15 protein-coding genes are annotated in these 14,810 nt (G+C 75.2%); 2 read left to right on the top strand and 13 right to left on the bottom strand.

The features are described from left to right. Positions 1-42 precede the first annotated feature (42 nt). Positions 43-663 carry a DedA family protein gene (locus V6U81_RS01485; protein ID WP_334483225.1) on the top strand — a complete coding sequence of 207 codons (621 nt, stop codon included), beginning with the start codon at positions 43-45 and terminating at the stop codon, positions 661-663. Positions 664-1,084: 421 nt separating this feature from the next. Continuing rightward, positions 1,085-1,249, top strand: coding sequence for a hypothetical protein (locus V6U81_RS01480; protein WP_334483223.1), 165 nt, complete (start codon positions 1,085-1,087; stop codon positions 1,247-1,249). On the opposite strand, the gene V6U81_RS01475 is transcribed toward V6U81_RS01480, so the two are convergent. The 13 genes from V6U81_RS01475 to V6U81_RS01415 all read right to left on the bottom strand — a co-directional run bounded on the left by V6U81_RS01475 (position 1,242) and on the right by V6U81_RS01415 (position 14,389). Further along, complete coding sequence (locus tag V6U81_RS01475) at positions 1,242-3,482, bottom strand: hypothetical protein (protein ID WP_334483221.1); 2,241 nt, start codon at positions 3,480-3,482, stop codon at positions 1,242-1,244. The two genes, V6U81_RS01480 and V6U81_RS01475, sit on opposite strands and share 8 nt — an antisense overlap. A gap of 68 nt (positions 3,483-3,550) precedes the next feature. After that, positions 3,551-4,396, bottom strand: a complete 846-nt coding sequence (locus tag V6U81_RS01470; protein ID WP_334483219.1) for a formate/nitrite transporter family protein — start codon at positions 4,394-4,396, stop codon at positions 3,551-3,553. Positions 4,397-4,657: 261 nt separating this feature from the next. After that, positions 4,658-5,539: a S1 family peptidase gene (locus V6U81_RS01465; protein WP_334483216.1), complete on the bottom strand. Its 882-nt coding sequence runs from the start codon at positions 5,537-5,539 to the stop codon at positions 4,658-4,660. Positions 5,540-5,737: 198 nt separating this feature from the next. Beyond that, positions 5,738-6,493 (bottom strand): hypothetical protein, encoded by a 756-nt coding sequence (locus tag V6U81_RS01460; RefSeq protein ID WP_334483213.1) that lies wholly within the window; start codon positions 6,491-6,493, stop codon positions 5,738-5,740. A 27-nt stretch (positions 6,494-6,520) separates the two neighbouring features. Continuing rightward, positions 6,521-6,979: a hypothetical protein gene (locus tag V6U81_RS01455; RefSeq protein ID WP_334483211.1), complete on the bottom strand. Its 459-nt coding sequence runs from the start codon at positions 6,977-6,979 to the stop codon at positions 6,521-6,523. Then, on the bottom strand, positions 6,976-7,911 hold the full coding sequence (locus tag V6U81_RS01450; RefSeq protein WP_334483209.1) for a hypothetical protein: 936 nt from the start codon (positions 7,909-7,911) through the stop codon (positions 6,976-6,978). Before V6U81_RS01450 ends, V6U81_RS01455 begins: the two co-directional genes overlap by 4 nt. Next, entirely contained in the window at positions 7,908-8,468 is a 561-nt protein-coding gene (locus V6U81_RS01445) for a phage tail protein (protein WP_334483206.1), read from the bottom strand. Before V6U81_RS01445 ends, V6U81_RS01450 begins: the two co-directional genes overlap by 4 nt. After that, the gene (locus tag V6U81_RS01440) at positions 8,449-11,061 is read right to left on the bottom strand and encodes a putative baseplate assembly protein (RefSeq protein WP_334483203.1); all 2,613 of its coding nucleotides are present in this window, start codon (positions 11,059-11,061) and stop codon (positions 8,449-8,451) included. The genes V6U81_RS01445 and V6U81_RS01440 overlap by 20 nt, the downstream gene beginning before the upstream one ends. After that, a complete protein-coding gene (locus V6U81_RS01435; RefSeq protein ID WP_334483200.1) occupies positions 11,058-11,519 on the bottom strand; it encodes a GPW/gp25 family protein in 462 nt (153 codons plus the stop codon). The genes V6U81_RS01440 and V6U81_RS01435 overlap by 4 nt, the downstream gene beginning before the upstream one ends. Continuing rightward, the gene (locus V6U81_RS01430; RefSeq protein ID WP_334483197.1) at positions 11,516-11,854 is read right to left on the bottom strand and encodes a hypothetical protein; all 339 of its coding nucleotides are present in this window, start codon (positions 11,852-11,854) and stop codon (positions 11,516-11,518) included. Before V6U81_RS01430 ends, V6U81_RS01435 begins: the two co-directional genes overlap by 4 nt. Then, a complete protein-coding gene (locus tag V6U81_RS01425; RefSeq protein ID WP_334483194.1) occupies positions 11,854-13,440 on the bottom strand; it encodes a phage baseplate assembly protein V in 1,587 nt (528 codons plus the stop codon). The genes V6U81_RS01430 and V6U81_RS01425 overlap by 1 nt, the downstream gene beginning before the upstream one ends. Continuing rightward, complete coding sequence (locus V6U81_RS01420; protein ID WP_334483191.1) at positions 13,437-14,180, bottom strand: CIS tube protein; 744 nt, start codon at positions 14,178-14,180, stop codon at positions 13,437-13,439. Before V6U81_RS01420 ends, V6U81_RS01425 begins: the two co-directional genes overlap by 4 nt. Then, positions 14,180-14,389, bottom strand: a complete 210-nt coding sequence (locus V6U81_RS01415; protein WP_334483190.1) for a hypothetical protein — start codon at positions 14,387-14,389, stop codon at positions 14,180-14,182. The genes V6U81_RS01420 and V6U81_RS01415 overlap by 1 nt, the downstream gene beginning before the upstream one ends. Positions 14,390-14,810: the final 421 nt, after the last annotated feature.

Genomic DNA, 14,810 nt, shown 5'->3' with positions numbered 1-14,810 from the left:
CCAGCCGACCCGGCGGTGGGCCCCACGGGCGACAATCGGCGAATGGGCCGGGTGCTGGACGTGCTGGTGGCGCTGCCGCCCGCCCTGGTCCTGGCGCTGGTCTTCGCACTGCCCGCGCTGGAGGCGTCGACCTTCCTGGGTCTTGTCGTCCCGGGTGAGCTGGCCGTGCTGGTTGGCGGGGTACTGGCCCACGAGGGCCGGCTGCCGCTCTGGGCGGTCGCGTTCGCCGCGCTCGCCGGCGCGGCCCTCGGCGACCAGACCGGCTACCTGGTCGGCCGCCGGTACGGCCACCGCCTGCTGGCCCGTACCCCGCGCCGGTTCGTCCGCTCTGGGGAGCTCCAGCGGGCGCTGGACCTGGTCCGCCGGCGCGGCGCGGTCGCGGTGGTGCTCGGCCGGTGGGTGGCGGCGCTGCGCGCGCTGGTGCCCGGCCTGGCCGGGATGAGCGGCATCCCGCAGGGCACCTTCACCCTGGCCAACCTGACCGGCGGCGCGCTCTGGGCGGTGACGGTCGCCGTGCTGGGCTACCTGTTCGGGGCGTCGTACCGGCTGCTGGAGCGGCGGCTGGGCTGGGGCGGCGAGGCGCTGCTCGCCCTGGTCGTGCTGCTGCTCGCCGTCCGGCTCTGGCGGAACCGCCGCGCGGCCCGCCGCGACACCGGCGCATGATCGACTACGCCGCACCGACCCGGACGCGGGACCGGGCCGGCGCCCCCGCGCCGGCCCGGTCGTCGCACGGGCCCAGCCGCTGACCCTGCCGGTGTCGGCGCCCGCGCTCACCGACGCCTTGACCGCCGCCGCGGCGTCCACGGCGTAGGAGTACGGGATGGCGGCCACGCTGCCGGCGGTGTGCGGCGTGCCGGCGTTGACGAACTCGGTGCGCCGACCGGTGCGTCATCGCCACCCTTGGCCAGGCCCTGGACATCGCCGAACGGTTCGACCCGGCCGTGGTCGGGGTGGTGGTCGACGCGTACCACGTCTGGTGGGACGAGAGCGTGTACGCGCAGATCGCACGGGCCGGCGCGCGGATCGCCGCCTTCCAGGTGGCGGACTGGGCGACCCCGCTGCCCGAGGGGGGCTGCTCGGCCGGGTGCTGCCGGGGGGCGTCGAGCTGCGCCAGCTCCGCGAGGCGGTCGACGCCGCCGGCTACACCGGCCCGGTCGAGGTCGAGGTCTTCGACGCCGCCTTCTGGTCCCGCCCGGGCCCGGAGATCCTGGCCGCCGCCGTCGCCGCACACCGGGACCACGTCAGGTGAACCGGCCGGGGTCGGTCAGCTCGCGGACGGCCGCCTGGTAGGCCGGCTGACTGTGGTACGGCCAGTGGCGCTCGACGGGGGGCGGCACGGTGTCGCTCGGGTCGATGTCCAGGCTGCTCGGGTCGCGGAGCCGGACGTCTACCCGACCGGCCGCCGGGTTGCCGCACGCGGGCCGCCCCGCGCCACCCTCGTCGAGGACCGGCCCGCCGATCGGGTCGGTGTCCCGCCACAGGTTCCGCCACCGCCATCCGATCCGCTCGCCCAGCTCGCAGAGCGTCCCGGGGCCTAGGTAGGCCGGGTAGAGGCGGGCGTAGATGCGGTGCAACGGGGCGCCCTGCGTCAGCAACGCCACCCTGGGCAGCACGGACGGCGGCAGTTGCAGGATGGTGGCGGCGGCGAGGACCGAGCCGTGACTGTGGCCCGAGATGACCACCGCTCCCCGCCCGGCGAGCGCGGTCACCCGCTTCGCCAGCTCCGGCACCGCCCGCGCGGCGTAGCAGGGCGGCGCGAACGGGTGGACAGTGCGCGGCCAGAAGGTGCCGAGGTCCCACAGGACCGCCACCACCCGCCGGGTCTCGGCCGACTGGTACGACCGCAGGCCGAGGACCATGAGGCCGATCACCAGCAGGCTGACCACCCAGACACCCGCGTCGGTGACGTAGGCGGCGAGCAGCGGGGCGTCGCCGTGTCGACCGCTGAGCCGGGCCGCGAGCTGGGTGGGACCGACCCCGAGCAGGTCCAGCGTGATGGTGGCCAAGCCGAGCGACGCGATCAGCAGGAACGCCAGCAGCACCGGCCCCAGCTCCTCGGTGACCCGGGAGCGGGCGATGGTCTCCCGGACCGCGCGGCGCCGGGCCTCCGCGTCGACCGGCACCGCCGGGTAGTCGCGTTCGACGATGCGCGCCGCCGCCGCGCGCCGCCGCCGACGGGTGAGCACGAGGGTGACAGAGGCCGTCACCGCGACGATCAGCAGGGCGGCGAGCCCCGCGAGCGCGGCCCACCAGTACGCGACCGGTGGTTCCAGGGGGCCGACGGCTGGCGGATCCGGCCGGAGCGGATCGGGGATGTTGCCCCGGTCCAAGCCGTCGGCGATCCGGAAGACCAGGGTGGCGGCGAACGCGGCGGCGACGCTCGCCGCCGCCGCCGCCACGATCGGGGTGCCGAGCCCGTGCAGGAAGGGGCGGACGTCGGGCGGGGTCGCCCGCTGGCGGACGTACGTGACGACGGTGAGCAGGACCAGCAGGACACCCTGCGCCGCCACCAGGCCAGCAGCGCTGCCCTCGTACCCCGGCAGCTGCCCGGGCGCGGTCGGCACGGCCCCCGCGACGACGGCGGAGCCGAGGCTCAGCACCGTCACCCCGGCGGTGGCCGCCCACAGCGGCCGCAGGAAACGGCGGGTGGTCGCGGCGTCCCTCGGCACCGGCAGGCAGAGCAGCACCACGCAGAACGCCAGCAGTACGACGGCGGCGGCGAACTGCCACGAGTGCCGGGACGCGCCGATCCGGCCCGGCGAGACGCCCGCGAGCAGGCTGGCGTCCAACGTGCCGGCGCCGATCGCGACGTGGATCTGGCGCAGCCAGCTCGCGGTCCGCTCGTCGTCCCAGAACCCGGCGTCGGTGAGCCCGCCGGTCGCCCCGCCGGTTTCCGGCCGCCTCGACCGGCCGAAGCCCTCGAACGCCCGCGCGGACCGCGCGCCGATTCCCCACACGAGACGCAGCGCGAGCAGCGGCACCAGTGAGAGCAGGGCCAGGCGGGGACCCGTAGGCAGCGCGGCCAACCAGGACAGGTAGGGGCGGTCGGCCCGGCACCCGTCGTAGGGCACGCACTGCCAGCCGACCAGGTCGAGGGTGCTGCCCACGATCGACACCACGAAGGCGGCGGTGAGGGTGCCGGCGAGCAGCCGGCACAGCACCCCGAGCAGCCCCCACCGGTCGCCTCCCGCCGGCCGCAGCCAGAGGGAGAGATTGCCCAGCATGAAGGGGAGCAGCAGCAGCATCGAGGCGGTGCGGACCGCGGTGCCGGCCGTCAGGGCGCCCCACCGGTACGCCTCGACGGCCACTCCGGCGGTGGCGCCTCCGGCGGTGCCACTTCCCGGTCGGGGCCGGTAGAAGCCGGCGTGCCGGTCCCCGGCGACGCGGACCACGATCGGATGGTCGAGGATCCGCTCCGCCGGCACGCCGGAGACCCCGTGCACACGCAACTCCACCGCGTCGCGTCCCGGCGCTGTGCCCACGCCGCCAGGGTCACAGACAATCCGTCCGCCCGCTGCCGATACCCGAAACGCCCGCGCCCTCAGCGGCGTCAGGCCTCCTCGCGGCGTTGCTCCGGCACGACCTTCGGCTCGTCCTTGAGGAACAGGTACCAGTAGGAGGTCGCCACGAACACCACGGCGCCCACCAGGTTGCCCAGGAAGGCGAAGAGCCAGTTGTTGAGCACGTCGAGCCAGCCGAGCTCCGGCACCCCCGCCCACATCGCGGCGGGCAGGAAGAACATGTTCGCCACCACGTGGTCGAAGCCCATCGCGACGAACGCCATGATCGGGAAGAAGATGGCGAGGATCTTCCCGGAGACGTTGTCGGCGGCCAGGGCCAGCCACACGCCGAGGCAGACCAGCCAGTTGCAGCCCACCCCGCGCAGGAAGATCTGCCAGTTGTCCTCGTGCAGCGCCTTGGCCTGGGCGATCGCCGCCAGCCGCTCGTACGCCATCCCGGCCGGCGCGCCAGCGTCGCTGCCCACGTCGCCGATCACGCCGGTGGAGATGGCCAGGAAGTACGCCACGAACAGCGCGCCGAGCAGGTTGCCGACGAGGGTGAGGGTGAGGTTGCGCGCGACGTCGCCGACGGAGAGCCGGCCGTTCATCGCGCCGATCGGCACGAGCAGCATGTTTCCGGTGACCAGGTGGGACCCGGCGATCAGCACGAGCACCAGGCCGAGGGTGAACGCCGCGCCGGTGAAGAGCGTCGGCAGGGTGCCCCAGATCTCCGGCTTCAGGCCGGCCGAGACGACGATGGCGACCAGCGCGCCGAAGGCGATGTACGCGCCGGCCAGGAACGACCCGACCAGGGTCTTGTCCCAGCGCAGCTCGGCCTTCTTGACGCCGGTCGCCACCGCGGCGCGGGCGATCTCTGCGGGTTCCTTGGCGGCCATCGCTTCTCCTTCCCCGGGCGGGCAACCGGGCGGCCGGTGCCGTCGGCGACGGTTCAACCGTGGGGCACCTGTTACCCAGGCCCGACGGAGACCACGCGTGAGCCGGCCGGGTCCTCGCCGAGGGGTGCCGGTCGGGTCGCAGCCAGGAAGGGTGCCGCAACCATCCGAGGCGCTCGACGTGGTGCGAGCCGGCCTGGTGCGGCACCCTTCCAAGGTCGTGCACGGCGCGGACGACAAGCCTGTCGTCCGCGCCGGGATGGATCAGTAGACGGTCACGTTGTACGCGTTGGCTGCCTCGCGTACGGGCTGGTAGAAGGTCGTGCCACCGGACCGGCAGTTACCGCTGCCGCCGGAGGTGATGCCGAGCGCCTTGGAGCCGTCGTAGAGCGGGCCGCCGGAGTCGCCGGACTCCGCGCAGACGGTGGTCTGGATCATGCCCTTCACGGTGCCGCTGCCGGTGTAGCGGACCGTGACGTTGAGCGCGGTGACGGTGCCGCTGTGGGTGCCGGTGGTCGAGCCGGTGCGCTTGACGGACTCGCCGACGTAGGCGTCCGCGACCGAGTACCCGCCGGAGTGGCTGAGCGAGGTGTTGTCGTAGCGGACCAGCGCGTAGTCGTTGCCCGGGAAGCTGGAGCCGATGGTCGGGCCGATGAGCGTGGTGTGGCTGGAGTTGGTGTACCAGGTGTTGGCCACGTCCCCGCAGTGCCCGGCGGTGAGGAAGTAGTAGGTGCTGCCGCTGACGACGTTGAAGCCGAGCGAGCACCGGTACTGGCCGCCGTAGATGGCGTCGCCGGCGGAGAGCAGCGGGGTGAAGACACCGGAGGCGCGCTCGACCCGGATGGCGGCGGCCTTGTCGCCGGCGCTCTGCCTGATCTTGGCGATCTCCGCCCGCGAGACGGTGCTGTCCGCGGTCACGACGACACGGCCGGACGCGGCGTCCACGTGCCAGGCGATGCCGGCGACGCCTGACTGCTGCACCGCGTCACTCACCTGGGAGAGCTGGCTGGCGCTGTAGACCTGAGGGGAGGCCGACGCGGCGGTCGGCAGGGCGAAGGCGGTGGTGGTGACCATGCCGACGGCGACGGCGAGCAGCTGGACGGATCGGGTGATGTGACTGCGGGACGGGCTGCGCGTGATCCTCAAGGTCTCCTCCTCAGGAGCGGTGGGGCCGGTGGGTGGCGGCCCCGGGGGGTCGTCGTCGGGGAGACGCATCGTCGGGGTGGTCGATGTCCTCGTCCTGACAAACGCCCTCGCAGTATCGACGTGCATCAACCAGTCCGCAAGGTGCAGATCGACGAACGTGCGGGTCATGAAATCGCCGATGCGAGACGGGGGCGCGGGTCAGCGGGTGGGAAGGGCGGCGGTGACGCGGACCGCCTTGACGATGGCGGGGATGGAGCCGACCAGGAGGACCAGGCCCCAGACGATGGCGACCACGGCGAAGACCAGCGCGCCGAATTCGTCGAGGATGCTCACCACGATGACCGGCACCAGCCGGTGCAGGAATTCCAGCACCACGGTGCAGACCAGAGTGGTCAGCGTCAGCGCCACCAGGCCCTTGTTCTGCAGGAAGCGGGGCTGGGCGAGCAGCAGCAGTGCCGCCCAGACCAGCTTCAGCAGCAGGATCAGCCCGAGCAGCAGACTCGCCTCGCCGACCGGGAAGAACCCCCACAACGCCAGGTACGCCAGGGTGCCGAACGGTGCGGCCAGGAAGAGCGACACCATGACGGACAGCTCCACGAAGGCCATCACCAGCAGCACCAGCGAGGCAAGGATGAGCAGGATCGAGAAGACCAACGTGGCAACGCCCTGGATCCGGCCCTGGATCCGCTCCGCCAGCACCAGGCTCAGGCAGAACAGCCCGGTCGTCCAGAGCGCCACCACGTCGATCAGGGCCAGGTAGCTCGTACCCCGCCCGGACGGCTCGCTGATCCCGCGGACGTCCCCGGGGTCCACGCCGAGGTCCGCCGCGCCGGTGCGCAGCGCGCCGGTGGCGTCCCCACCGCCGGTGAGCAGCGACGCGCCCAGCTCGACCCCGACCACCAGCAGCACCGCGACCAGCGCGAGCAGCAGGAACGGCTTGCGCAGCTCACCCACGGCGGGCCTCCTCCCCGGCGGTGCCGGTCACGACGCGGCGATGGTCACGGCGCACGCCACACCTCCCGGGCAGCCCAGCTCCACGTCGGTGGCCTCGTCCACGGCGACCGTCGCGACCGCCTCCCCGCCGTCGCCGGGGGTGACCTCGTCCCGGACGGTGAACCCGGCGTCGCCGGGCGCCGGGGCGGCCACGGTGAACGGGCCCGCGCTGCGCAGCACGAGCGTGCGCAGGCCATCCGGCTTCCCGACCCGCAGCACGCAGCCGCCGACGAAGCTGACCACGTCCCCGGTGCGGTCGCAGCCGGCCCGGACGGTGGCCGGGTCGACGGTGGCGGCCCCGCCGGTCAGCCGGCCCAGCCGCTCCACCAGGCGGGGACGGCTGTCCGCCCGCCCGGTGTCGCCGCCCCCGACGCCGACGGCCAGCACGAAGAACGCCACCAGCAGCACCGCCAGCGTCACCAGCACCAGCTTCTGCCGACCGCTCACGGCCGTGCCTCGGTCAGCTCGGTGAACCGGAGCTGGTCGATCCCGGCGAAGTACCGGTCGAAGCCCTGGGTCTTGCCCACCGCGACCAGGGTGAGCTGGTGCGGTCCCTTGCCCAGCCGTACGGTGCCGACGTCCTCGAAGTCCCGCAGGATCACCTGCGGGGTGAACCCGAAGAACGTCCCGCCGACCTGCGCGCCGTCGATCTGGAAAATGGTGTTGGCGTAGTCGAACGACGTGGTGCGGGCGGCGGAGAACCGCCAGGTGGCGTCCTTCGGGAAGGTGACGGTCAGGTTCACCCGGTCGCCGATCGCCCGCCCCTGGAAGAAGAGCTGCTTGTCTCCCGACCAGACCACCCCGCAGCAGTTCTCCTGCACCTCCACCGAGGCCGCCGTGCTGCCGCTGGCCCGCTCGAGCGTCGCGCCGGCCACCAGGGTCTCCGCCTCCACGGTGACCACCTGCGGCTCACCGGCGACCGGTGGTGCGGCGTCGTCGGGGCGGGTCACCAGGTAACCGACCACCCCGGCGACCAGCAGCACCAGCACCACCGCGGCGGCGATCCACGGCCACGGGGCCCGCTTCGGCGGGGCGACCGCGCGGACCTCGTACGTCACCCGGCCGCTGGAGCGGGAACTCTCCTCCGGCGCGGTGTTCGCCGAGTACGCGAAGCCGGTCATGTCGTACCGGCGGGGTGCGGTGCCGGGCGGCACGGCGAGGCGGACCAGGAAGGAGACCGAGCCCTGCCCGGGCACCACCCGCTGCGGCTCGGTCACGGTGAACCAGGACCGCTGGCTGCCCTCCCCGGGCGCGACGTCGAAGACCACGGTGTCCGGCGCCAGGCCGGGATTGGAGACGGTGAAGGTGAGTTCGCCGCGGTTGCCGGCGTCCAGGGTGAACTGCTCGGCGGCGGCGACGACGGCCCATTCGGTGGTCATGACGGCTCCTCTGCGGACGGTCCCGAGGGTGGAGTGGACGGCGGCGGGGGCTCGGCGAGGAGGGTGACCTCGGCGGTCACCGCGGCCGGCTTCTCCGCCTCGACGATCCGGGTGATCACCGCGAGCAGCCCCGCGGCGGCCGGCGGCACCCGGACGACCAGGTGGAACGGGCGCTCGGGCGGCTCGTCCAGCACGAACCCGGTCACCCCGGTGGCCAACTCCAGCGCGGTGCGCATCCCGTACGGGGTGCCCCGCCAGCGGGCCAGCAGCGCGCCGTGCGCGACCAGGTCCCGCAGCCGCCCCACCGGCAGCGGGAGCGGGGCGTCCGGCCGGGGCGAGGCCACCACGTGGTCCATCGCCACCCACCGGGTCAGGTACGCCACGAACCCGTCCGGCGTCCGGTACGGGGCGAAGAGCGCGTCGACGTCGGCGAGCACCGCCTCGTCCGGGGCGTGCAGCGCCTCCATCACCTCCAGCAGCGCGTACAGCACGCTGCTGGGAACGCTGGCCCGCTGGTATGCGGCGGGCAGCAGCCGCTCAATCGCCGCTCGGCGCATCGTGGCGCACCACCTCGATGTCGTGCTCGCCGGAGCAGAGCAGCCAGGTGTCGGGGACGGTCACCACGTCGGCGGTGGCCTGGTTGGCGCTGGCCGTCCAGTCGGCGGCGTCGACGCTGCGGTACACCCCGCGCTCGCCGCCGGCCAGGATCAGCCGCTCCGCCGGGCCGGTGCCGGCGCCGGTGGCCGCGATCGCCTCCACCGGCACGAACCGGGTCCGGTCCCGCAGCGGCAACCCGCAGTTGACCATCACCGGCTGCCACTGCGGCTGGGCGGCCAGGGTGTCCAGCCGGACCACCCCACCGCTCTGCGTGGCGGCCAGCGCGAGGGTCCCGGCGAAGGCCAGGTCGCGGCAGGTGCCCCCGATCCAGCCGGACTGCACCTGCTGCCACTTCACGTCCGACTCGAACAGTCGGGTGCGGTGGCAGCCCTGCCCGGGCCGCTTCGGGTCCGGCTCGCCCGCGCCGGCCCAGAGCAGGGTGGCCGGCCCGTCGTACTGGACGGCGAGCACCCGGTTGTCCACGTTGGCCAGCCCGACGTGGGCGAAGCTGCCGGGGCGACCGGCGGCGGTGGAGAGGTAGACCCCGAAGCCGGCCTGCGCGGCGACCGCCACGCCGGGGGCGCCGCGCTCGGAGACGAACGCGCGGACCGCGTAGAAGCCCCGGTCGGCGTCGGCCGGGTCGACCAGGATCTGCAACGGCACCGAGCCGGGCAGCAGGGAGACCTCGTACAGGCCGGTGTCGGTGGCCAGCAGCAGCGCGCCGGCGCCGTCCCGGTCGATCCAGGCGACGTCGGTGATCCGGGAGTCCAGGTCGGTCAGGAGCGACCAGGTCTCGCCGAGGTCGGTGCTCAGGTGCACCCGGGAGCCACCGGCGGCCCGGCCGGTCACCACCGCCACCGAGCCGGGGCGGGCGACCACGCCGGGGCGTACCGGGGCGGGGGCGGGGCAGACCCGGACCACCATCTCCCCGTCGAAGCGGCCGGCCGGTTCCCAGCCCGACCCGGCGTTGGTGGAGCGGAAGAGCACCGCGCCGCGGCCGGCGTACCAGGTGCGGGCCTGGTACTGGTCGACGGCGAGGGCACGTACCTCCGCGTCGGGGGCCTCGTCGACCTCGAACCGGACCGACTCGACGTAGCGCACGCCCGGCTCGGCGTGCTCCAGCATCCGGTACACGTTGGAGGCCCGCAGTGGCTCGCCGAACGCCCACCCGGCCGGGTTCAGCGTGGTCGGCAGCGGGCTGAGCGTCTGGTGCAGCCGGTCGTGGATCCGCCGCCGCACCGCGTCGGCGTCCTCCTCCCGGCGGACCACCACCCGGGCCCGGATGGAGACCGCCTTGTAGCGGGCCCAGCCGGCCCGGCAGGTGGTGCCCAGCGCCCGGCGCCGGTCCAGGTCCGCCTCGACCCGGCGGCGGGCCTCCTCCACCTCGTGCTCACGCAGCACCGACACCGGCAGCCGGCCACCGGGCCGGGCCTCCTCCGGCACGTACGGCACCAGCACCACCTCGACCTCGCCGGGGCGGGCGAAGCTGTAGACCGCCGCGCGGGTGAAGGCGCGGGCCCGGGCCACCGCGCCGGAGCCGGCGGCGAGGATCTCGAAGTCCCGCGCGGTGACCGCCCGCTGCTGGGCGAAGAACTCGTACGGCCCGCGGACCAGCGCCGACTCCAGCGTCTCCATGTCCCGCCCGCCGCCGGCCGGCTCGGGGTTGTCGGCGCGTACCCCGGGCAGTGGGTCGCGCAGGCTGGTCAGCGTGCCTGCGGCGACGTTGCCGGCGCGCCCGCCACCGGCCCGGTACCAGAGCCGGACCGTGGCGCCGGACGGCGGCACCGCGGCCACGGTCACCGGTCCCGCGCCGCCGAGCGGCTCGCCGTCGGGGGAGCGCAGGTCCAGCGCCGGGGCGAAGGTGAGCACGCCGGAGCAGCGGTCGACCAGGTAGACCTTGGCCTGCGGGCCGACCCCGGCGAAGCTGTCCACCGGCCGCCAGATCTCGTACGTCCGCCCCTCGTGCTCGCGGGCCGCCGCGCCCAGCTCCACCGAACCGGCCGGCACCTCCACCCCGAGCAGCAGGTCCAGGGGCTCGGCGGTGCGCGCCAGCGGCGCCCGCGCCGCGCGCAGCACCTGCCCGGGCTGGCCGGTGCCGACGCCCAGCAGTTCGGCCTCCACCGGCTCGCAGTGGTGCATCCGGACGGTCACCTCGTCGGCGTCGGCCGGCAGCAGCGCCGGCTCGGTGGTGACGAAGACGACCGGCTTCGGGTCGGCGCCCCGGGCGGCGGCGACCCGGGTGCCGGCGGGGATCCGCACCGCGCCCCGGTCCCCGCCGGCCCGGGTGAACCGGACGTCCGCCCAGGCCGCCGAGGGGGCGTGCCGGGCCACCCCGAGCAGGTTGAGGAACTGCACGTACGCCTTCTCCGGCAGCTGGTTGAGCCGGTAGATCATCACCTCGGTGAGGTGGGCGAACGCCTCGACGAGGGCGATCCCCGGGTCGTGCGCGGACAGGTCGGTCCAGGCCGGGCAGGATTGCCGGATCCGCTCCCGGGCCTCGGTGACGAGGTCGAGGAAGCCGCGGTCGTCGAGGTGCGGCACGGGCAGCGTCATAACGGGTCCCCCTCGGCGTGGTCGTGGTCCGCCGCGACATCGGCCGGTTCGTCGTCGGGCAGCAGGTCGACGGAGAAGACCAGCTGGCCGGGGGAGAGGCTGGCCTGGACCCGGTAGTCCAGCCGGACCACCAGCCGCCACGGGTCGTCCGGGTCCGGCCCGGCGTCCACGTCGAGCACCTCGACCCGTGGCTCCCAGCGCCGGATCGCCTGGCGGACGTAGTGGATGGCCAGCCCGGCGGTGGTGTCGTCGTTCGGGGCGAAGACCAGCCGGTGCAGCCGGGAGCCGTACCCGGGGCGCATCAGCCGCTCGCCCGGCGTGGTGGAGAGCAGCAGGTAGAGCGCCTGCCGTACGGTCTCGTCGCCGTCGGTCATGGCCAGGCCGCCGGCCGCGGTCAGCGCCAGGCCACCGGTGCGGCCGGCGTCGAAGCCGGCGCCGACGAAGCGGAACGCCCTCACCGGTCCGCCTCCACCAGGCTCTGCCGCGGGTCGCGGACCCGGTGATGGACCAGCCCCGGCGGGGTGCCGTCGGTGAGCCCGTCCAGGTGTGACAGCACGATCCGGTGCCCGTCGACCCGCAGCCAGTCGCTGTAACCGACGGTGACGGACAGCGTCGTGACGCAGGGCTTGATGGTCGGGCCGTAGTTGGGGCAGGCCACGATGTCCCGGCCCTCCGGGTCGGCGTCGACCAGCACCGGTTGGCCGGTGACCCGCAGCCAGCCCTGTGACGCCCGGTTGGTCACCCGCCCGTCGTGGTCGCAGGTGATCACGGATTGCCGGTGGATCCAGCGCATCAGCCACCTCCTGAGCTCGCGCGGGCGAGTGCGCCGGCCTGTTCCCGGGCGGTCGCCGCGTCCTCGGTCGCGTCGGCGTGCAGGAAGTCGACGCTGCGGGCGCGCACCACCATCGCGCGGCCGGGTGCGGAGAGCACCAGGTCGGTGGCGGCGTGCAGGGTGGTCAGGTCGGGCGTCATCTCCAGGAAGCTGCCGGCGTCGGTGGCCACCCGCAGGCTGCGGGCCACGTCGTCGACCACGATGGTCTGCCCGCCGGAGGTCCGTACCGACCAGCGCCGGGCCCGCCCGTCGGCGATCCCCGCGTCGTACGGCTCGACGGCGCCGAAGAGCGAGCCGAGCACGATCCCGGACGCCGGCTCGCCCCCGGGCAGCGCCACCAGCACGGTGTCCTCCGGGTCGGGCAGCGCCACGATCCCCTTGCCCCGCCCCGCGCCCGGGCTGAGCACGGCCAGCCAGCCGGCGTCCAGGTCCCCGTACGCGGGCAACGTCACCCGGGCCCGGCCGAGCCGGTCCGGATCGTCCACATCGGTGACCGTGCCGAGGGTGACGACCGCCGCGGGCACCGCCGCGGCCGGCGGGGCGGGCGGCGGGGCGGTGGAGAAGGTGGTCAGGTGCCCGTTGCCGTCGACGGTGTGGGTCACCTCGGTGAGCACGTACACCCCGGCGAGGTCGTCGGCGACGCCGGCGAGGGCGATCCGCCGGCCGGGGCGCAGCGCCGGGTCGCCCTCGGCGACGCCCTCGGCGGTCACCAGCGCGGCCACCCGGGCGTCCAGCCCGGCCTGGGCGAGCGCGGCGAGCTCGTCGTCGCTGCGACCGGGTTGGTCGACCGCCGTGCGGACCCCGTCGGCGCCGACGGCCGCCGGATCGGGCGCGAGGGGGATCCGCCGGCCGGTGCGGGCGGTGTCGGCGGACTGGCTGATCGGCTCGGCCCGCTGCGGATGCCAGCCCAGCGCGGCGCTCTGCCCGGCGGCCCGGTCCAGGTTGGCGGCCAACCGCAGCGAGTGCAGCGTCCGGCCGAGGGTCAGCTCGACCGGCTCGCCGTACCCGTCGAGGGTGACCAGCCGGAGCCGGTCGTCGTCGCCGGCCAGGTGCAGCCCGGCCCGGCCGGCCACCTCCACCAGCAGGTCGAGGTCGCTCTGCCGGTGCTGGAGCACCCGGTCCAACCGGGGGCCGTCGGCGTCGGCGTCGACGCTCAGCCCGACCTCGGCGCAGAGTTCCCGGGCCAGGTCGGCGGCGGTGACCGACTCGAAGACCCGCAACTGCTGCCGCTTGCGCAGCCGATGCACCGGGTCGTACCCGCGCAGCCGGAGCAGGGCGGCGCCGTCGGCCGCGTACTCCACCTCGACGCAGGTCACCTCGCCGGCGAAGAGCGGGTCGTCGGCGAGCCGGACGTCGAGCGTCGCGCCGGTCGGCACCGCCGGGCCGCGGCCGAGGTCCAGCGCGCCCGGGCCGGGACGGGTGGCCCAGACCACCTCACACTGGGTGGGCTGGTCCAGCCGGGCGGCGACCCGCACCGAGCGGAGCCGGTGGGCGGTGGCCCCGTCCAGCGGTACGCCGTCGAGCAGCACGGTCGGCCAGGCGGTCACGGGGTGCCTCCCGCCGCGGCGCCGCCCGCGCCGAGCGGCGGCACCGCGAGGGCGGTGCCGGCGGGCACGGTGAGCGGGTCGGTGATCCGGTTGTGCTCGGCGAGCAGCCGCCAGCGCAGCGGCGAGCCGAGCGCGTCGTGGGCGAGCAGGTCGAACCGGACGCCGGAGTAACCCGGCATCGCCGAGCCGTCGCCGGCGGCGACCACCGCCGAGCCGGGCGTGGCGGTGGGGGTCGCCGCGGCGGCCAGCTCCTCCTCGAACCCTTCGTGCGCCTGGTCGGCGGACTCGGCGACCCGGACCAGCTTCAGCCGCAGCCAGGACCGGCGCGGCGACCCGGTGAGGGTGAACGCGTCGAACCGTTCGGCGATGGCGACGATCACCCCGGGCACGTTCCAGGTCTTGCCCCAGACGAGCCGGATCAGCGGCGGGCGCAGCCGGCCCTGCTCGGCGGCGGAGTTCTCGGCCAGCATCCACAGCGGTCGGGTGAGGGTGCGGACGTCCTCGGGGCGGGCCTGCGCCTCCACCAGGTCGGTGTCGAAGAGCAGGTCCAGCACCAGCTCGGTGCGGCCGCCGCCGGTGTAGACCAGCGGGTCGTCGGCGAGGCCGGCCCCGACGAGCTGCCCGCCGCCGACACCCCGAGGGCGGATCCCGGCCAGCCGGGTGACCTGCACCGTCTCCGGGTTCAGCAGGCAGTCGACCCGGGCGCCGGTCTCGTCGACGAGGAAGGCGACGCGTTCCATCACGCCCCCCGCTGTTCGGCGGCGAGCCGGTCCAGGTGCGCCGGATCCGCGGCGGCGCCGGCCGGCAGCCGCGCCGGCCGGTCGTCGGGCAGCGCCGGCCAGCGGTTGCCCGTCCCGTACCGGGCCGTCGGGGTCGCTGTCGCCGGGGATACGACCACCGGGCCCCGCCCGGTGTCGAGCTGTTCGGGCAGGGCCGGCCAGGGGTCCACGGTGGAGGGTTGAGCGAACGGCTCGTTGCCCGCCGTGTCGACATCAACCCGGTCGATCCGTCGGTCACCGGTCGTGGTGGGGGCGGGCCCGACCGGCGTCAGGTGCGGCGGGAACCCGGCGGGGGTGGGGGACCGTGTGTCGGTCGGCAACCCGGCGTGGGCTTCCGTCGCCCGGCCGTCCGCCCACCGGCCGCGGACGGCACCCGGCAGCCGGTGCGGGCTGTCGGCGTCCGGAGCGGCCGGCCGGACTTCGCCTCCACGGCGGTCAGGGCGGGATCCGGACCGGCCGGCGCCCCGGGGGCCGGCGGGCGCGAGGTCCGCCGGGTCGGTGCCGGCGGGGCGCGGCGGGGTCCCCTCCACCGTCGCGCGGGGGCCCGGCCGGGCTGCCGGCCGGTCGCCGTCGACCAAGTCGGATCGTAGC

This window comes from Micromonospora lacuserhaii, assembly GCF_036902735.1.
Classification (GTDB): Bacteria; Actinomycetota; Actinomycetes; order Mycobacteriales; family Micromonosporaceae; genus Micromonospora.
The sequence above is the reverse complement of the archived record's forward strand: the minus strand, read 5'-3'. Positions and strand labels throughout refer to the sequence as shown.

Coding starts and splice junctions, on each gene's coding strand:
- V6U81_RS01485 (WP_334483225.1), top strand. CDS start 43: ATGGGCCGGGTGCTGGACGTGCTGGTGGCGCTGCCGCCCGCCCTGGTC.
- V6U81_RS01470 (WP_334483219.1), bottom strand. CDS start 4,396: ATGGCCGCCAAGGAACCCGCAGAGATCGCCCGCGCCGCGGTGGCGACC.
- V6U81_RS01450 (WP_334483209.1), bottom strand. CDS start 7,911: ATGACCACCGAATGGGCCGTCGTCGCCGCCGCCGAGCAGTTCACCCTG.
- V6U81_RS01445 (WP_334483206.1), bottom strand. CDS start 8,468: ATGCGCCGAGCGGCGATTGAGCGGCTGCTGCCCGCCGCATACCAGCGG.
- V6U81_RS01440 (WP_334483203.1), bottom strand. CDS start 11,061: ATGACGCTGCCCGTGCCGCACCTCGACGACCGCGGCTTCCTCGACCTC.
- V6U81_RS01430 (WP_334483197.1), bottom strand. CDS start 11,854: ATGCGCTGGATCCACCGGCAATCCGTGATCACCTGCGACCACGACGGG.
- V6U81_RS01420 (WP_334483191.1), bottom strand. CDS start 14,180: ATGGAACGCGTCGCCTTCCTCGTCGACGAGACCGGCGCCCGGGTCGAC.